This window comes from Chryseobacterium sp. SSA4.19, assembly GCF_022601875.1.
Classification (GTDB): domain Bacteria; phylum Bacteroidota; class Bacteroidia; order Flavobacteriales; family Weeksellaceae; genus Chryseobacterium.
On sequence record NZ_JAKVIP010000011.1, the window covers coordinates 1 to 19689 of the forward strand.

Here is a 19689-nt window from a genome sequence, read left to right on the forward strand (position 1 = left end):
ATTACCTGGAAGAACCTGCACTTTTTAGCATTTTCTTTAAGGCTAATCAAAAAATTAAAAGTTTAAACAACTTCAATGATAGATTTTAACAGATACTTTATACAAACAAAAAGCGGGAAAAGTTTTCCCGCTTGATTAATATTCTTATAGATCTTATTTTTTTCCTGTCAGCCACTGATCCTGCAGCTTCTGTTCCGCCGGCGTTGGATTGGTTTTAAACTGAAGGTTCTCTATCGTCATTTTATCAAGGATCGCTTTGCCCTTAAGATCCAGTTTTTCAGATTTTCCACCGCTATTTCTGAGGACCGTCACGGTTACGTTCTGTCCTTCTTTAATGGTTTTTGAATAATTGATGAAGTCCTGAATATTCTGGACATTGATGGTTTTCCCGTCCAGGGCAACAATTTCATCTGTAATTTTAAACCCTATGCTTTTTGCAAAAGGTGAAAGAGCTGAACTTTCATCAAATACAAAAGTATTGTTCTTGTCATTATAGCCGGTCTGTTGCGGATCTTTAACAAACCAGAAAATAGGAGGGGTTTCCTGTTTTTTTAATTCTACCCCAACCATATTAAGATATTGGGCATACGGTGTCGGCTTGTCTCCGGCAATATATTGAGTATAAAAATCCTTTACCTGTGGATATCCGGTAACAGCCACCAGCTCATCAATCAATTTATCGTCTTTGAAAGGTTTGTTTTCACCGAATCTCTGGGACAGTTTCCTGATCATATCACGGTATCCCATTTCACCGTTTGAGAGTTTTCTGAGTTCTATATCAAGGCACAGGGCCAGAAGCGTTCCTTTTTCATATACATTTCTGTACTGGTCTTTATATTCGTCCTTCAGCACATTTTTACTCATCACCGTGAAAGGCATGGTATCGTTGTAGTTCTTGGAATTGGTAATCTTTTCATTTATTCTCTGCAGGAACTCATTTTTCGTAATCAGGCCTTCCTGGATCTGGAACAGATTGGCAAAATATTCCGTTCCGCCTTCATACATCCAAAGGTGTTGGGACATTTTCGGATCTGCATAATCAAAATAATGGATTTCTTCGGAATGCGTTTTCAGAGGATTCACCGTATGGAAAAACTCGTGGGAAACTACATCCGTAATGGCTTTGTCGATCGCTTCTTTCGGCATCATTTCAGGAAGCACGACACTCGTCGATTCATGGTGTTCCAGTGCTCCGAAACCTTTGATCTGAGGGCCGTCGGTTCCAGCCAGATAAAGCATAATCGCATATTTTTTATTGGTGTTCATATCACCCAGGAACTTCTTCTGGGCCACTACCATTTTTTCAAGATTTTCTTTAAAATCAGCCGCCTTATATTTTCCGGAAGGAGAATACACTCCTAACACCAGGTCCATTCCGCCGGCATTGAATGTAATGTAGTCCGGTTTTGTGTACATCAGCGGGGAATCAGTCAGCTTAGCATAATTCGCAAGGGTAAAAGTATCTGTAGATTCAGATTTGTCCTGGTCAACCAAAGCTGTAGTTCCGTAAAAACCTGTCGGTTTCTGGATGACGAGCTGATAAGGCACATCCTGCATATTGTCAATATATCCTACAAACCCATGGGTATTAAGAAGATATACTTTTCCTTCTTCAATGTCTGTTCCCGAAGGTGAAAACACGGCTTTGTGTTTTGAAGTGTCTGCCTCATCATCAAAACTGTCATTTACCAGATAAGTAACTTTTGCCAGGTTCTGCGCATTCTTAAGGGCATAGGTGTTGTCACTCACTTTTGTAAAAGTCAGTTCCTTTCCTTTATTGTCAAAAAACTTGATCCCTTCCACAAATCTTCCGTAATCATCTACGGAGTAGGTTCCCGGAACGGTTTTAGGAAAATGGAATTTCACATCTCCTGATTTCATTTTCGGAAAGTCCATTGTAACGGCAACCTGGTCATTCCTTACATTTACCAGATCAATAGTCGTTTTAATAGATTGGGCATTCGCCAGAAAAGCGGATAATATACCTAAGCTAAGGGCTGTTTTTTTCATTGAGTTTTAATTTATACAGTAGTTAGTTGTTTACAGAAGCGTTTTGTTACATGCAGCTGTATTAAACTTTCTTAAAATTAATTATTAAAAAAGCAGAACAGCAACACTGTTTTACCTTATTCAAAATATTATTGTACTTTTTCGTAATTGATATAATAATTTTTGTTGAATTGTACCGGAGACCCTTTTTTAAGCTTTACTGTCTGCCACTGTTCGGTTGGAGTAATGGTCTGCTCACCATCTATTCTTATGGGAAGCTGCAGGTTTTTCACGATGTGGGTATAACGGAATTTCAGTTCTTCTCCTCTCTGAGAATATTCCAGAACCGGAATTTTTGTTGTTCTTAAATACTGATTGAACACAGAAGAAAAATCAATTCCCGATTTCTTTGATATATACTCTTCAACCTGCCGGGTGGTAACGGTCTGGTGATAGAAGTCTTTATTCAATCCTCTTAAAATCTGCCTGAATTTTTCATCATTATTGATGACCTGGCGGATCATATGCAGCATGTTTGCCCCTTTCGGATACATGTCGCCGCTGCCTTCATTTCTTACTCCGTATTTCCCGATGATGGGTATGTCATTGGCGATGATTTCCCTGATCCCGATAGCGTAAAGATCAGCTGATTTTTTATCCATATAACGTTCAGTAAATAAAACTTCAGAGTAATTGGTAAAGCTTTCATGAATCCACATATCGGCCTGATCCTTTGCCGTAATATTGTTGGCAAACCATTCGTGCCCGCTTTCATGAATGATAATGAAATCCCAGTTCAGCCCGACACCGGTTCCGGAAAGATCTCTTCCCAGATACCCGTTCTGATACCTGTTTCCATACGCAACACTGCTCTGATGCTCCATGCCGAGATAAGGTGATTCCACCAACTTGTAAGAATCTTCATAAAAGGGATAGGGGCCAAACCAGTATTCAAATGCGGAAAGCATCGGCTTCACCTGCTGAAATTGCTTTTTGGCTTTGTCCAGATTATAGTCCATTACCCAATAGTCCAGATCCAGTTTACCCTTTTCGCCACTGAAAGTATCTTTAAAATTCACGTATTTTCCGATATTCGGAATAATAGAATAGGCATTGATCGGATTTTTAACTTCCCAAGTATAAGTGGTCTTGTCTCCGTTCGTTTTTTTATCGGTCAGCCTGCCGTTTCCTACGCCTACAAGGTCTTTCGGCGTAACAATTTTCATAATAATCCCATTGTCAGGCTCATCGCTCCAGATATCTTTTGTAGGAAGCCAGATCGAAGCTCCGATGCCTTCGTCTGCAACACTCATCCACGGGTTTCCTTTCTCATCGTGGGCGAAAACCCAGCCTCCGTCCCACGGCGCATTTTTAGCAATTGTCGGATTCCCGGAATAGGCAATATTAATAGTGAATTTTTCTCCTTTTTTAAAAGTCTTATTACTTTTAATCCAGATAAAATCATCTTCCTGATTATAATTCGCCACTGGAAAGCTTGCTTCCACCTTATCCGCTTTCATCGGTTGCTGAAGATCGATCTGGAAGACCGGATTGGTAACTTCTTCAATAATCTCAAAACTGATGATGTTATTGCCTTTAATACTTTTGTTTGCAAAATCGGGCTCTACGGAAAGATCGTATTTTTTAACATCCCAGAAATCCCGGAACGATGTATTGGAACCTTTTAAAGAATCCTGTTTCGTAAACACTTTGTTTTTTTCAAATAATTGCCCAAAAGCAAGTCCTGAAGCGAGTAAAAGGGTCAATGGCAGTTTTTTCATCTGAAATAATTTATTCTCTTTCAAAAGTAGAAAAATTAATGATGATACAATCTTAAGAAAATAAAAATATACTAAGGTTTTTTATAAGTGTAATGAATGTTGATTCCATAAAAACAGATGCAGATACATTTTGCATATATTGTACTTATAAAAAAATCCCGCAAAGTCAGTTTGCGGGAATATATTTTATCAAAAGATTCTGAAAATTATTTCTGAACTGCCGGCAGATTTCCGGCAGCCTTCTGAACTTTCTTATACGTGTAGGCACACATCAGGATGCTGAACTCGTATAACAAAAGCAACGGCAATGCGGCCATCATCATGCTTAAAACGTCTGCAGGCGTAATAATTGCTGCCACTACCATGATCAGAACGATTGCGTGGCGACGGTAGGTTCTCATAAACATTGGGGTCAGGATCCCGATGGTTGTAAGGAAATAGATAAGGACCGGAAAAAGAAATATAACCCCCATCCCCAAAACAACCTGTAAAAACAAAGTGGTGTAATCGCTTAGATCATAAAGAGGAATGATGATATCCGAAATTTTAAAAATCACCCCGAAATTAACGGCAAAAGGAAGAATTAAAAAATAACCGCATAAAACGCCTGTCATAAACAGGATCCATACGGAATTGATTATAAAAATAGAATTTTTTCTTTCTTTCGGATGAAGTGCCGGACTGATGAATCTCCATAATTCCCAGACAATATAAGGGAATGCAACCACAATTCCCCCGAAGATCGAAACTGCCATCATCACATTAAACTGCTGATAAAGCTTACTTGCACGTACGGGGAAGTCTTTCGGGAGATGAATGCTGTCTTCTCCTAAAAGCATTTTTGAAAAATGGTTAACCATTTCAAAAGTAGGAAAATCATTTCTCGTCGGACCAAAAAAGATATGGTCCATGATCCAGTTGATATTAAAGCCGATAATAATAGCAGCTACTATAATAGCTATGATCGAACGGATGAGGTGACCTCTTAATTCACCAATATGCCCGAAGAAGGACATGTCTTTAGCATCACTCACAGAATAATATTTTACGGGTTCAAATGTATGAAAAAAGTTTCAGTAAAGCAGGACATTAGGATCGCAAGACAGATGTTTAATAATCAATATTGTAGGTTCTTTGTTCAATATTCAGATCTGTTAATATTTCTTCTGCTATTATATTGATCTCTCTCCAATATACATTGCGATCAAGATCTATTGATTCAGAAAGCCATTCATTATAAGGTATTAGAGATGCGGTTTCTTTCAAAACCAATAATTTGGGTCTTATATTTTCTTCAACGAATTGATTTCTGAAAAAACATTCAAACCACTTCTCTGCAAAAATATCATCCAGATCATCTTTTAAACTGCGTATAGAAGCAATTTCGTAAGGAATAAAACGAAATTTATCGGCATCGTAAGTACAGAAAATTAAAGATTTTTTTAATACCTCAAAATGATCAGGACAAAATTTGTCATACTTTTCTTCATCATCAATTTCTTCTTCACGAAGGAAGTGTCCCTGAACAGCAGATGACTCTGACTGTTTATCTAAATATTTTTTAAGGAGAAAAACAAAAATAATTAACAGGTAAACAACCGCCATAGTATTTAAAACTAATTAATACCCTCATCCAAGAGCTTGTGCAAATCAATAATACCGAAATATTTACCGTTTTCCGTCACAATCAGTTGCCCGATGTTATTGTCCTTTAAAATTTTCATGGCTTCTTTCGCAAGTGCTGTCCTTTCAATCGTTTTCGGATTAGCAGACATAATATCTTTTGCAAGAACCGTTGAAATGTCGTCGCCTTTCATCAGCATCCTTCTTAAATCGCCGTCAGTGATAACACCGATAATTTCACTTTTATCGGTCACTACCGTTATTCCGTGTCTTGATGCACTGATGGAAATAATAACATCTTTTACCGTGGCTTGTTCAGTAACATGGGGCTTTTGGGAAGAAAGGAAATCGTCTACTTTTGAAATCAGATTCTTTCCTAAACTTCCACCCGGATGGAATTTGGCAAAATCATTGGCTTTAAAATCACTCATTTCCATTAGAGAAACAGCCAGAGCGTCCCCCAAAGCCATCTGGAGGGTTGTTGAACTGGTAGGAGCCAATTGGTTCGGGCATGCTTCCACATCGACATGGGTGTCAAGAATCACTTCGGAAAATTCTGCAAGTTTGCTTGATTTGTTTCCTGTCATGGCAATTAATGAGGAAGAATATTCTTTCAAATAAGGAACGAGATTGACAATCTCCGGGGAGTTTCCTGAGTTGGAAATGCATAAAACGACATCCTGCTTCTGTATGACTCCCAGATCGCCGTGAATAGCTTCCGAAGCATGAAGAAACTGCGAAGGCGTACCGGTAGAGTTTAATGTGGCTACGATTTTATTGCCGACATGGGCGGATTTTCCGATGCCTACTACAATCAGCTTTCCTTTGGCATCATGGATAATCTCCACAGCTTTGGCAAATTCGTCGTCAAGTCGGGTTTTTAATTTTTCAAGTTCAGAAATTTCAATTTCCAGTGTGGTTTTTGCAATTGAAATGATATTGGCTCTCTCCATTTTACTTTTGAATAGGGATATAGAAACTCTTAGAAAATAGTATAATTTTACAGGAGTTTTTAATATAATTTTTATTTTTAATACATTCGTTTACTTTTATGTTACGCAAAAAATGTATAACTTTGGATTAGATGCAAATTTAGCAATAGAAAATTAGATGAGCGCAAAAAAAGCCAATTTATCAGGCGAATTGAAAAAATATTTCGGGTTTTCTACTTTTAAAGGCCAGCAAGAACAAATTATACAGAACCTGTTAGAAGGTAAAGATATATTTGTGCTGATGCCTACAGGAGGGGGGAAATCCTTATGTTACCAGCTTCCGGCTCTTATATCTGAAGGTACGGCAATCGTAGTTTCACCATTAATAGCCTTAATGAAGAACCAGGTAGATGCAGTGAACGGATTATCATCTGATGACGGAGTAGCACATGTTTTAAATTCCTCATTAAACAAAACACAGACCAAACAGGTATTTGACGATATTAAAAACGGGAAGACCAAGCTTCTGTATGTCGCTCCTGAATCCTTAATTAAAGAAGATTACCTGGATTTTTTAAAGGAAGTCAAAATTTCATTTGTTGCCATAGACGAAGCCCACTGTATTTCAGAATGGGGACATGATTTCAGGCCTGAATACAGAAACCTGAAAGCAATTATTGATAAAATCGCCGATGTACCTGTGATTGCTCTGACGGCTACCGCAACGCCTAAGGTTCAGGATGATATCCAGAAGACACTCGGCATGTCTAATGCGCTGGTATTCAAAGAAAGCTTCAATAGGCCTAACCTTTATTATGAGGTGCGGCCTAAAGTAAATATAGACAGGGAAATTGTAAAATTCATCAATCAAAATAAAGGGAAATCAGGAATTGTATACTGCTTAAGCCGCCGGAAAGTGGAAGAGTTTGCGCAGCTTTTACAGGTAAACGGGATCAATGCCCTACCATATCATGCCGGACTTGACCAAAAAGTAAGGGTCGCCAATCAGGATAAATTCCTGATGGAAGATGTGGATATCATTGTGGCAACCATTGCATTCGGAATGGGAATCGATAAACCTGATGTCCGCTTCGTTATTCATTATGATTTTCCCAAATCACTGGAAAGCTATTACCAGGAAACGGGCCGTGCAGGCCGCGACGGTGGAGAAGGTTACTGTCTGGCATTTTATGATCCGAAAGACATCGAAAAGCTCGAAAAATTCCTTGCTCAGAAACCGGTTTCAGAAAGGGAAATTGGGTTACAGCTTCTGAATGAAATCGTAGGCTATGCCGAAACTTCAATGAGCAGGAGGCAGTATATTCTGAATTATTTCGGTGAAAATTTTGACCCTGTTCAAGGGGAAGGAGCCAATATGTGTGATAATTCATCAAATCCTCCTAAATTAAAAGATGCTACCGATGATCTGAAGAAAGTGTTGGAACTTATCAATGAAACGGGAGAAAAATTCAAGTCGAAAGACCTGATTTCTGTGATTGCAGGAAAAGAAAATGCAGTAACAAAATCATACAAACTTGAGCAGGCACCTTATTTCGGTTTTGGTAAAGATGAAAAAGACAATTACTGGAAAACAATCCTCAGGCAGGCAACTGTGCAGAATTTTTTACAGAAAGATATTGAAACGTACGGTGTCTTAAAAATTGCTGAAAAAGGAAGGCTGATTTTAAAAGGTGAACTTGAACATTCCTTCCTTATTGCCGAAGACCGTGAGTTTGATCTTACACAGGCAAAAGTTGAAAGCGACCAGATCCAGATGCAGTCGGGAGGAGGGATGGATCAAAACCTTTTTGCCTTATTAAAGGAATTGAGAAAAAAAGTTGCCAAGAAGCATGGCATTCCGCCTTATACGGTCTTTATGGATCCGAGTCTGGAAGATATGACGGTTCAATATCCGGTTACGGTAGATGAGGTGGCCAAAATTTATGGCGTAGGAGAAGGGAAATCGCGGAAATATGGTAAGGAATTCGCTGATTTTATCAGTAAGTATGTAGAGGATAACCATATCGAGCGTACTCAGGATATGGTATTAAAGCAGGTAGCAAATAAATCCAGCCACAAAGTTTTTATCATTCAGAGCACCGATAAAAAAATTGATCTTGAAGATATTGCAAGAGCCAAGAACATTTCAATGGATGAACTGTTGAAGGAAATGGAACGTATCGTCTATCAGGGTACCAAACTGAATATCGATTATTATATTGAAGACAACTTTGATGAAGATATTGTAGACGGCTTCATGGAATTTATGAATGAATCTGAAAGTGACAGTATGAAAGTACTGCTGGATGAATTCGGTGATGAACTTTCTGATGAAGAAGTGAGAATGCTGCGTATTAAATTTATCAGTGATGTAGCCAACTAAATAGATTATACCTTAACGAAATACTTGTAAAGAAATTACATGAATACGATCCCCAAAATAGGATGCGTGTGTGAAAAACCCAATGCACACTATACTGAGTACAGAAGCTCAGAATTAGGTATTGACCATACCAATGGAAGATATGCAGAAGTAACCATTCAGCAATGTAAACTATGCCAGAGAATCTGGATCCATTATTTTGTAGAATTCGAAAGCTTTTCCAAATCGGGAAGATGGTACAAGGGAATCGTTTCTAAAAAAGACCGACCGAATATTACGTCTGAAAATGCTGTTGAATTTCTGGAAAGTATTGACTGGTATGTTTATGGAGGTTCGTATTTTGACAGTACAGGAATGTTCGGGCAAGGGAAATTGAGTGTGGACCTGTAATATCTTAAGATTATAAATTTTCCTCCCAAAATTTGACAAATCTCAGTTGGGCACTTGGTAATTAATCAGTAAATTTGTAAGCATTAAGTAAGTTAATAATAACAAATTCATATAAATAACATGAGTCAATTCGATGTTACCGTAATCGGTTCCGGTCCCGGTGGTTATGTTGCTGCAATTCGTGCCGCACAATTAGGGTTCACAACAGCAATTATTGAAAAATACCCGACTTTGGGAGGAACTTGTCTTAACGTGGGATGTATTCCGTCAAAAGCGCTTTTAGACAGCTCTGAGCATTTTGAGAATGCCAAACACAATTTTGCAGGTCACGGAATTATTATCAATGAGCCTCAGGCTGATATCGCAAGGATGATCGAGCGTAAAAACGAGGTAATCAAGCAGAATACAGACGGAATCAGCTACCTGATGAACAAAAACAAAATCACGGTTTTTGAAGGTGTGGGAAGCTTTGAATCGGCTACTCAGATTAAAGTAACGAAAAACGACGGTTCTACGGAAACCATCGAATCCAAATATACCATTATTGCAACAGGTTCCAAACCGACTTCTCTGCCTTTCATCACATTAGATAAAGAAAGAGTAATCACTTCTACAGAAGCATTAAACCTTAAAGAGATCCCTAAACATTTGGTGGTCATCGGTGGTGGTGTGATCGGTCTGGAATTAGGTTCCGTATATTTGAGATTAGGGGCCCAGGTAACGGTTGTTGAATTTATGGATAAGATTATTCCGGGAATGGACGGAGCTTTAAGCAAGGAATTGACTAAAGTCCTTAAAAAACAGGGAATGAAATTTATGCTTTCTACGGCTGTTTCTGCAGTAGAGAGAAATGGTGATACCGTAAAAATTACTGCCAAAGATAAAAAAGGAGAAGAAGTAACGGTAGAAGGAGATTACTGTCTGGTTTCTGTAGGAAGAAAACCTTTTACAGACGGACTGGGATTGGAAAAAGCAGGTGTTGAGCTTGATGAAAGAGGAAGAGTAAAAGTAAACGACCATTTACAGACGAATGTAGCCAATATCTACGCGATCGGAGATGTGATCAAAGGAGCAATGCTTGCGCACAAAGCGGAAGAGGAGGGTGTTTTTGTCGCTGAAATCTTGGCTGGACAAAAGCCTCACATCAATTATAATTTAATTCCTGGTGTTGTATATACCTGGCCTGAAGTTGCCGGAGTGGGTAAAACTGAAGAGCAGTTAAAAGAAGAAGGGGTAGCGTACAAAGTGGGATCTTTCCCGATGAGAGCTTTGGGAAGAAGCCGTGCCAGCGGTGATGTTGATGGTTTGGTAAAAATTATTGCAGATGAAAAAACAGATGAAGTGTTAGGAATGCATATTGTGGGAGCAAGGGCTGCCGACCTTATCGCAGAAGGCGTTATCGCTATGGAATTCCGTGCCAGCGCTGAAGACATCGCAAGAAGTTCACATGCTCACCCGACTTATGCAGAAGCAATCAAAGAAGCGGCGCTGGATGCTACGGCAAAGAGACCAATTCATATGTAATGAATGATTAAATGTAAATCATTTAAAAATATTTGTAAATTAGAGAGGCATTAGTCTCTCTTTTTTTATTAAAAAAGTGAGCTTTAAATACAAAGTATGAAAAGTGTTTTTATAAGCGTATGGCTTCTCGCTGCGTTAAATTTATCTGCGCAAGAAGCAGGAAAATCAGGTGAGCTTCTGAAAAATGAGGCTTCCAAAACTGAAATTGGTACTTTAAACAGCAAAAGGGCAGATAAAAAGATCAATAATAATTCAGGTTTCAGAAACCAGGGTAAAGAGGGTTTCAGGACAAAAGATCCACAATACCAATGGAATCAGGAATATGGCTATTCCGAAGTTTTTCTAAGAATTCCCGAACAGGGATTTTTCAGTGTGGAAATAGGAGATCAGTTTATCTCAAACAATTCCGGGAAATTCCGTTTTTTTGATTTACCAGCTGGTAGAATTCCCGTTTCTATTTATGAAAGCGGTTATTTATTATACAGAACGACTTTAAATGTCCGGAACAACAGCAGACTGGTTCTGGATTTTTTCACAACAGAAGGCTTATATCTGTTGGATAATTATCCTGTACCGAACCAATCGTACGGTTTTAACAGCTGGAACGACGTTTGGAATAATCCGTATGGAAACCCGAGCGATTGGGATAACACTACGAATTACCCAAATGTCATGGATAATCAGGATTTTCAGCAGTTTTTTTCAGCCATGAAAAGAGATGCGTGGTTCGATGATAAAAAGATAGCCTTTATCAAAGGGCAGGGCCGTCACGCTATGTTTACTTCAAAGCAGGTCAGTACTCTTGTAAAAGATTTAAGCTTTGACAAGAATAAAATTACATTGGCCAAATTGCTTTTTCCGAAGTGCGTTGACAAGCAAAAATACTTTATGGTAGGGGATGCCCTGGATTTTGAAAGCAGCAGAAGGGAACTGATGGATTATATTTCTACCTTATAATCCGTATGGAATATAGGATATTCATGATTTACGATTTAAAATCATGTTATAATTTCCCATTGTTTTTATTGACTAATTTTTAAATGAAAAAATGAAAAAGATACTTTTGGCTTTATTCATAAGCTGTTCCTGCTGGATGTTGGCTCAGGATGTTAAAAATATAACTCGCCAGGTAACAGCTATTAACCAAACGGCAAATTATAAAATCAAAACCGTTCCCAATTCTTATTTTGTCAGTCAGAATAAGGTAACGGATAATGGGATTGAGCTGAAAGGATATTACAAAAATAATAAACTCAGGAAAATAGAACAGTTTATAGGTCTGTCTGCCTGGAATACAATAACCCAATATTTTTTCTCCGATGAAGGCCGGCTGATTTTTGTATATGCTAAAAGATATCAGACAGTAGATGGAAGCACATCTCTCAAAACACCTAAATTAACAGCTGAAGGAAGATGTTATTATGATAAAGGAAAGCTCGTACAGAAACTTAAACAAGGGCAGGGAATAATCGAAGAAGCCAATTACTTAGAAGAAGCAGAGACTCTTAAAAAAGATCTGCAAAATTATAAATAGTATTGTGATTTTATATTTCCGTATCTTTGTCAGCTAATTTATTATTCATGCAACCAGGAAAAACGCAGACTTTAAAAATTTCAGAAAAAAATAATTCAGGATGGATCCTGACCGATGAATCCGGTGAAAAAGCTTTTTTACCCAAGATTTTTGCTCAGGACGATAAGGAAACTTATGATGAAATTGAAGTTTTTGTATATCAGGATGACAATAAATTAAAAGCGACCACAGAAACTCCTCTGGCTGAAGTGGGTGAATTTGCCGTAATGAGCTGTGTGCAGAGCCTTCCGAGCGGAGCTTTTATGGACTGGGGAATTATCAAAGACCTGTTTATTCCCTACAAGCAGCAGAAAACAAAGATTATTGAAGGGAAAAGATATCTTGTTCACCTCTACATTGATGACGAACTGGAACTCATTACAGGGACGACCAAGTTTAAAAGAAATCCTCAATACGAGAATCTGCCTTTCGCAAAAGGTGATAAAGTAGACTTGCTGATGATGAATGAAAGTGAACTAGGCTGGAATGTGGTCATCAACAAAAAATATATCGGGCTGATCTATGCTTCCGATGTGTTTAAAAAACTATATCCTCTGTCTGAAGAGACCGGCTACATCAAAGCCATCCGTGAAGACGGGAAGATCGATGTTTCCTTACAGCCGGAAGGTTTTGAAAATATTGACGAATTCAAACAGAAAATCCTGAATAAACTGGAGGAAAACTACGGTTTGCTTTATCTTTCAGACAAATCAACTCCTGAAGAGATCAAAGATGAGCTTCAGATGAGCAAAAAGAATTTTAAGAAAGCTGTCGGCGGACTTTATAAAGATAAGGTGATCGATCTTTCGGAAGATAAAATCAGATTATTATAAACTAAAAACGGGCAGAATTTTCTGCCCGTTTTTAGTTTATTTACTCTCTGTTCTTAACCAGCAGCCAGCCGGTATATAATCTACCGTCAGAAATTTTTATGGTGTACCAGTAATTTCCTGTAGGAATAGGGTTTCCATTTAACTTTCCGTCCCAGGTCATCGGTTTTTTGGTTGTTGTTTCTTTAAATACAGGAAGGCCTTTTCTGTCATACACATTCACTTCGGTTCCCGGATAATTTTCAAGCCCGGCAATTTTCCAGTGGTCATTATATCCGTCACCGTTTGGAGTGAAAGCATTTGGAATGTTAAATATCGAAAACGATTTCTGTCCGATGATACATCCGCCTTTGGTTCTTACATAAACCATATATTCTCCGATATGTAAATTAGTAAAAATATTGGAATCCTGCCAGTTGGAGTTGTCCAGGGAATATTCAAAACTGCCTGTTGCAGAAAGAACCACTGTTGCTGTATTATTATTAATGGTAACGGTTGTAATTTCCGGCAGCACCGTATAGTTTACAACAATATGACCAGTATTCTGACAATTAAAACTGTTCGTTACCGTTACAGAATAAGTTCCAGGAGCTGATACTGTTATAGCCTGAGTGGTTGCACCTGTGTTCCAAAGATAGGATGAATAACCGCTGCCTGCATCCAAAGTGGCAGTCTTGCCTTTACAGAAATCAACTGTTTCAGGAAGAATGATTTTAGGCTTCGGATTCAGTGTTAAACTTAATTTTACCACTTTAAAACATCCGTCTGGTGTGGAAACCTTTACATAAATGATTGTAGTTCCGATATTTAAAATGTAATTGGAAGGATTTGTAATTATGTTTCCTGTATCATCTGTATAGGTAAATATATACATCCCGGGACTGGTAATGATATTTGCCTGATAAGAGGTGAGATTGATCATCATTGAGTTTCCTGTTGTATTATTACAAAGTGTATCAGAATAATCATCAGCCGGAACATTATTAGCAGAGAGCGTAATGGAAACAGCCAGCTTTTCCGACTCACAGGAATTGATAGTCTGGGTAACAAAGTAAGTAGCACCGTAAACAAGAGGAGTGGTTAACGGCAGGATATTCCCTGCTGCATCATAAAATTTTAAAGCAGTTCCTGTAACGGCCAGATTGGCCAAAGTGGTATTTGCAGAAGCACAGAAATCCTGAGCTGCATTTCCTGTTGGCTTCGGCGTTTCGTTTACCGTAACCTGGATGGCTATAGTATTACTTTCACAACCATTAATGGTTTGGGAGGCGGAATAGGTCTGTCCGTTAACTAATGCTGTTGTTGACGATAAAACATTTCCTGCTGCATCGTACCATTTTATGTTCTGACCCGTAATCTGGATGTTGGCAATGGTTGGATGGTTGCTGGCACAGAAGGTCTGTTGGGTATTGGCTACGGGAGTGAGCCCTTGTGTTGAAAAAACTTTAAAAGGAACTTTTACGCTTTCGCAGCCATTACCATATTGTGTAACATAATATTGATATCCTCCAATAATATTAGCATAATTACTAATGAGGTTTCCTGAAGAATCATAGAAATGAATATTTTGATTGTTATTGATATTCAACTGATTCAAGGTCATCTGATTCACATTGCTGCAAAAATAAAAATCATTTACCGTTAATGCAGGTGGAGAATTCTTAATGATTACATTTACAGCAAGACGTTTAGGATTGTAGGGCAAGATTCGTCCTGTACCGATGCATAGTAGATAATATTATTCTGCAAAGGGGTATCTGCAGCTAAAGGTGAAAGTGATATCGGAGAATTATACCAATTTGTATAAGAGGTATTCGGAGACAGATCTGCTATTGTAGGACTTGTAGAAGAACAGAAAGTTTGTATTTTGTCACCATCCGGTGTTCCATTGTAACATTTTCCGAATTTCTGTACGAATCCGTTGATATCACCATTTGTGTATTTTATAATTTTAACATCCTGATCAGGATCGAAATCCTGATAATCGTCATAATATCCTGCAAGAATAATATTCCCTTCATAATCAATATTTTGACTGTAGGAGAAAGAAGAGAAATCGCTTTTGCTAAAAATTAGTTTCCCGTCATTTCTGAATTTTAAATAATAGGTGTCTGCATTACGGCTCAGATAACTGTAGTTGAGGCCTAAATCTAATTTTTTTACCGTCTCTACAGTGTTATTATTTCCATTGACCACTTTAATCGTATTATCCATATAGCGTACAAAGAAATTAATGGTATTGTCTGGATTCAATTTTATGGAAAGAAAATCAAAGGCATCAATACCTTTTATCAGAGAATTCCAAACCAAATGACCATTAGTATTTATTTTATAAATGATTGTTCTGCCTCCGGAAGGTGCGTTTATTGTGGTATTTGGAAAATTTATTGTTTGGGTATCATAATATGAACTTGCCGTATAAATATTATTATCATTATCAATATCGATTTTGGAATTTGATGAATTTAGTAAACTATAAACAGATAGACCCTGATACCAGATAAGATTCCCGGTATTATTAAACTTAGCCAAAAAATGGCGATTAGAAACATTAGTGCCTGCCGAAAAAGTACTGTTGTCGATTTTTAAATAAGCTTCAAAATTTCCCAGTACGATTATATTATTGTTTTTGTCCACTTTTACACAGTTGATTGCAGGCATATTATGAGCATGGAGAGGGCGTGCCCATCCAAAAGATCCGTCCGGATTATTTTTCATAATAAAAATTCCGTTAGGTGCCGGCAAATTATAAGTAATCGCAGGATCAGGATTAAAATCAGTATTGGCTAATGGCGGATAATTTACATAACTTCCTGTTGATATGATATTATTGTTTTGGTCGACGGTACATAGAAGATTTGCTACATAATTGTAAATGTTTCCGAATATATAATTTCCGGCAGCATTAAGCTTTACGATATAAGAACTGGATTCGGTAATTCCTGTATTAAAAATGGTATTTGAATTTGGATCTAATTTTAAATCGTATCCATCTGTATAACCTGCAATAATTACATTGTCTTGTTTATCGACAACCAAAGATGTAATACCAGATCCATAACTTGAGCTGATTTCTTTTACCCAGATAACATTTTTATTTTTATCCAGTTTTGCAACAACCGCTCTGAAAGTTTCGGTTGCTGATGTTGTTTTGGTTATAGTGCCAAAGGAAATGCTATTAACACTTGGAAATGCAAATCTGCCATAGTTTCCGGCTACATAAATATTCCCTTGGGAATCTGTATCGCTTAAAGTAATAATATGTTGAGACTGAACAATGGGACTGGTGGTCTGAAAATCCCAAAGATGATTTTGGGCGAAACTAAATCCAAAGTAGAGAATGGTAAAGATAAGAGAGATTTTTCGCATCAGTTACTAATTTTCGGTAAAGATATAAAAATGGGCTACTTACGAAAGGTTAAGAATTCATAATACATCGTTTTACCTTAAAAACTGATGCATATCATAATAATCTATTAATAATTTTGTTTAACAATTTTGTCAAAACAATTGATTGATTTATATTTGCACAAAATTGTTTAACAAAAATGTCAAAACAAGAAAAAAAAGACCAAACACAGGAATTAATTAAAGAGACTGCAAAGAATTTATTTTTTGTGAAAGGAAAGTTTAGCGCTACTACGCAGGAGATTGCTGATGAGGCCGGCGTTAACAGAACACTGATCAACTATTATTTCAGATCAAGGGATAATCTGATCCAGATTATTTTTGACGAGGCACAGAAAGTAGAACATGAAAAATCAGAAATCATTATGAATTCTGACTTGCCTTTTAAAGAAAAGATCGGTTTGTTTATAGAGGGAAGTTTATCTACAAGTTTGCAGTATCCGTATCTGGAAACCTATATCGTTTCACAGATTAATAAAGGAAATTGTCACAAAAAGGAAATTGAAGAAGATGAACTCAACAAGATGTATAAAGACATAGAGGCAGAGATGGAACTGGGAAATATAGAACCCATGAAGCCAATTCAGTTTGTATTAAATATGGTTTCCTTATTGGTTTTTCCAAGTGCAGTAAGGCCTTTAATGATGGAAAATTTAATGATCAGCGAAGAAGAATTCGATAAGATTATTTCTGAGAGAAAAGAGATCATTTTAAATATGTTATTTAAAAAGTAAACAAATGTTAAAGTATTTTAAAAAATGGTTCGTCATTTAGAAATAACAACATCACAGAAAACAATTACATTAAAAAATAAACGAAGTATAAAATTATGAAAAGAAAACGTATAACTGCAGACAAGCTAAAAATTGGGATAGCTGCTGCATTTATGATTTTCGGTTTTTCATCGGTGTCTGCACAACAGCAGGTTTCTCTTCAGGAAGCCATCAAGCAGGCACTTCAAAACAAAGCGGAAGCTAAAAAGGCTGCTTTACAGATTAAAAAAGCCGAATACAAAATTGATGAGGCCAGAGCCGGAGCATTACCGCAGATCAGTGCGACAGCGGGTTTAACCTATAATCCGATTATTCAGGAATCTTTGCTTGAATTTGGCGGTCAAAGGATCAGGGCACAGCTGGGACAGCCATGGAGTTCTACCGCATCTGTTCAGGTTCAACAGGCTCTTTTCGATCAAAGGGTTTTTACAGGTCTTAAAGCGGCTAAGTCTACAAGGGAATTTTATGTGCTTAATGCCCAGTTGACCAATGAGCAGATCATTGAAAATGTAGCGACTGCTTATTATCAGGTTTTCGTACAGGAAGAAAACCTTAAAACAGTGGAGGCAAGCTATGCCAATACGGAAAAGGTGAGGAATGTAATCAAGAGTCTGGTAGATAATGGTTTGGCAAAATCAATTGATCTTGATCGTACCAATGTTCAGTTAACCAATATCGGTTCAAACAGGCAGACACTCATTAATTCGGTTGAGCTTTCAAAGAATGCTTTGAAATTTTATATGGGAGTTCCGATCAGTACAGATATTGAACTGGAAGAAAAAACCATAGAGCCGAAACCTGAACTGGCAGCCTCTGTTGTAAATCTTGATGATCGTACGGAAGTGAAAGTGCTGCAAAAAAACAGAGAACTTTTAGTATATAATAAAAAAGCAACTGAAGCTTATCTTTATCCTACGGTCGGACTGGTTGCCAATTACGGATGGGGCGGACAGGGTGCCAAATTCCCTCTTACGAATGGAATCAATAACGGCGTTTTGTGGAGTGACTACTCAGCGATCGGTTTAAATATCAACATCCCGATTTTTACAGGAGGATCTACAAAGGCGAAGATCAACCAGGCGGAAATTGATATTCAGGATTTAGACCAGGATATCCAGAATACGCAGCTGAATTTAAGCCTGGATTATAAAAACTCAGTCACCAATATTGAAAATGCACTGATCAATCTTGAAAGTATGAAAGACAATGTGGGGCTGGCAGAAAGAGTTCAGAAAAATACCCAGTCGAATTACCAGTACGGATTGGCTACGCTTACCGAAGTTCTGGATGCTGAAAATGCACTGACCCAGGCGAAACAGAATTATGCCAATGCCTTATTGGATTACAAGCAGGCTGAAATTAAATTAATCAAAGCAAAAGGTGAATTAAATACATTACAAAACCCATAATAAACTATAATGAAAAAAACTTTAATATATATCATCGTTGCGGCTGTCCTGATTGGTCTGGCAGCTTATAAGATTGCAGATAACAAGAAAAAACAGGAGACGGAAGTAAAAGAAGTAGCTAAGCAGGTTGATAAAATCAACGTAAATGTAATAACCGTGTCAAGAGAAAACATCGATACGGATTATTCAGCTAACGGTACTTTTATCCCGAAGCAGGAAATGCAGCAGTCTGCTGAAATTTCAGGGCGTATTGTAAGTGTTTTGGTAAAAGAAGGCTCCAGAGTCGGTGCGGGGCAGGTTTTGGCAACAATCAAGAGAGATGCCATTGAAGTAGATGTTACCCAGGCTCAGAACAATTTACAGAATGCTATTGCGGATAATCAGCGATATGAAAATGCATTTAAAACCGGCGGTGTTACAAAACAGCAGGTCGACAATTCAAGATTACAGTTGAAAAATGCACAGGCAGCTGTAAGAGCTCAGGGTGTAAAAGTAAATGATACCAGCATCCGTGCGGGAATCAGTGGTACCATCAATAAAAAAATGGTGGAACCGGGAACCGTTGTTGCTCCGGGAACTGCACTTTTCGAAATTGTTAATATCAATTCGTTAAAACTTTCGGTTTTGGTGGATGAAAGCCAGATCGGAAGGATTTCTCTGGGTCAGGAAGTATCCATCAACGTAAATGTTTTGCCTGAAGATTCTTTCAGCGGCAGAATTACCTTCATTGCTCCTAAAAGTGATGCCTCATTAAATTTCCCTGTGGAAATTGAAGTTCAGAACAGAGGAAACCTGAAAGCGGGAATGTATGCCACAGCGACCTTTAAAACCAATCATGGTGCGGAAACTCAGAATATGATTACTGTTCCTGCAGAAGCTTTTGTCAATGGAGTAAGTTCAGGACAAGTATTTATCGTTCAGAACGGAACGGCAAAACTGATTAAAGTGCAGACCGGAAAAGTATATGGTGACAAGGTACAGATTTTAAGCGGATTAAGCGGTGGTGAGCAGGTGATTACCAGCGGCCAGATCAATCTTGACAACGGTTCCAAAATCAATATCGTAAAGTAACCA

At 37.8% G+C, this 19689-nt stretch carries 16 protein-coding genes; 9 read left to right on the forward strand and 7 right to left on the reverse strand.

Annotated features, from left to right (window positions below; all coding sequences use genetic code 11):
* Positions 1 to 153: 153 nt before the first annotated feature.
* From MKJ01_RS09225 to MKJ01_RS09245, 5 genes are all read right to left on the reverse strand, one after another.
* On the reverse strand, positions 154 to 2010 hold the full coding sequence (locus MKJ01_RS09225) for a hypothetical protein (protein ID WP_241613607.1): 1857 nt from the start codon (positions 2008 to 2010) through the stop codon (positions 154 to 156).
* A 128-nt stretch (positions 2011 to 2138) separates the two neighbouring features.
* Positions 2139 to 3770, reverse strand: a complete 1632-nt coding sequence (locus MKJ01_RS09230) for a M1 family metallopeptidase (protein WP_241613606.1) — start codon at positions 3768 to 3770, stop codon at positions 2139 to 2141.
* A gap of 206 nt (positions 3771 to 3976) precedes the next feature.
* Positions 3977 to 4804 (reverse strand): twin-arginine translocase subunit TatC, encoded by an 828-nt coding sequence (tatC, locus tag MKJ01_RS09235; RefSeq protein WP_241613605.1) that lies wholly within the window; start codon positions 4802 to 4804, stop codon positions 3977 to 3979.
* 76 nt (positions 4805 to 4880) lie between these two features.
* Entirely contained in the window at positions 4881 to 5375 is a 495-nt protein-coding gene (locus MKJ01_RS09240) for a hypothetical protein (protein ID WP_241613604.1), read from the reverse strand.
* A gap of 11 nt (positions 5376 to 5386) precedes the next feature.
* Complete coding sequence (locus tag MKJ01_RS09245; RefSeq protein WP_241613603.1) at positions 5387 to 6346, reverse strand: SIS domain-containing protein; 960 nt, start codon at positions 6344 to 6346, stop codon at positions 5387 to 5389.
* 157 nt (positions 6347 to 6503) lie between these two features.
* On the opposite strand from MKJ01_RS09245, the gene recQ reads away from it, so the two are divergent.
* From recQ to MKJ01_RS09275, 6 genes are all read left to right on the forward strand, one after another.
* Positions 6504 to 8708, forward strand: a complete 2205-nt coding sequence (gene recQ / locus MKJ01_RS09250) for a DNA helicase RecQ (protein ID WP_241613602.1) — start codon at positions 6504 to 6506, stop codon at positions 8706 to 8708.
* Between the two features lie 39 nt (positions 8709 to 8747).
* Positions 8748 to 9098 (forward strand): hypothetical protein, encoded by a 351-nt coding sequence (locus tag MKJ01_RS09255; RefSeq protein ID WP_241613601.1) that lies wholly within the window; start codon positions 8748 to 8750, stop codon positions 9096 to 9098.
* Positions 9099 to 9218: 120 nt separating this feature from the next.
* The gene (gene lpdA, locus MKJ01_RS09260) at positions 9219 to 10622 is read left to right on the forward strand and encodes a dihydrolipoyl dehydrogenase (RefSeq protein ID WP_241613600.1); all 1404 of its coding nucleotides are present in this window, start codon (positions 9219 to 9221) and stop codon (positions 10620 to 10622) included.
* Positions 10623 to 10718: 96 nt separating this feature from the next.
* Entirely contained in the window at positions 10719 to 11579 is an 861-nt protein-coding gene (locus MKJ01_RS09265) for a DUF4476 domain-containing protein (protein ID WP_241613598.1), read from the forward strand.
* A gap of 91 nt (positions 11580 to 11670) precedes the next feature.
* Positions 11671 to 12156 (forward strand): hypothetical protein, encoded by a 486-nt coding sequence (locus tag MKJ01_RS09270; protein WP_241613596.1) that lies wholly within the window; start codon positions 11671 to 11673, stop codon positions 12154 to 12156.
* Between the two features lie 47 nt (positions 12157 to 12203).
* A complete protein-coding gene (locus MKJ01_RS09275; protein ID WP_241613595.1) occupies positions 12204 to 13028 on the forward strand; it encodes a S1 RNA-binding domain-containing protein in 825 nt (274 codons plus the stop codon).
* A gap of 40 nt (positions 13029 to 13068) precedes the next feature.
* Here the strand turns inward: MKJ01_RS09275 and MKJ01_RS09280 are convergent, their stop codons facing one another.
* Positions 13069 to 14730 carry a T9SS type B sorting domain-containing protein gene (locus MKJ01_RS09280; RefSeq protein WP_241613593.1) on the reverse strand — a complete coding sequence of 554 codons (1662 nt, stop codon included), beginning with the start codon at positions 14728 to 14730 and terminating at the stop codon, positions 13069 to 13071.
* Positions 14700 to 16394, reverse strand: a complete 1695-nt coding sequence (locus MKJ01_RS09285) for a hypothetical protein (protein ID WP_241613591.1) — start codon at positions 16392 to 16394, stop codon at positions 14700 to 14702. The genes MKJ01_RS09280 and MKJ01_RS09285 overlap by 31 nt, the downstream gene beginning before the upstream one ends.
* A 179-nt stretch (positions 16395 to 16573) precedes the next feature.
* Here MKJ01_RS09285 and MKJ01_RS09290 point away from each other — a divergent pair, with 179 nt between their 5' ends.
* The 3 genes from MKJ01_RS09290 (at position 16574) to MKJ01_RS09300 (ending at position 19686) form a co-directional block, all read left to right on the forward strand.
* Positions 16574 to 17167, forward strand: coding sequence for a TetR/AcrR family transcriptional regulator (locus MKJ01_RS09290; RefSeq protein ID WP_241613590.1), 594 nt, complete (start codon positions 16574 to 16576; stop codon positions 17165 to 17167).
* A 95-nt stretch (positions 17168 to 17262) separates the two neighbouring features.
* Positions 17263 to 18615 (forward strand): TolC family protein, encoded by a 1353-nt coding sequence (locus tag MKJ01_RS09295; protein ID WP_241613589.1) that lies wholly within the window; start codon positions 17263 to 17265, stop codon positions 18613 to 18615.
* Positions 18616 to 18624: 9 nt separating this feature from the next.
* Positions 18625 to 19686, forward strand: a complete 1062-nt coding sequence (locus tag MKJ01_RS09300; RefSeq protein ID WP_241613588.1) for an efflux RND transporter periplasmic adaptor subunit — start codon at positions 18625 to 18627, stop codon at positions 19684 to 19686.
* Positions 19687 to 19689: the final 3 nt, after the last annotated feature.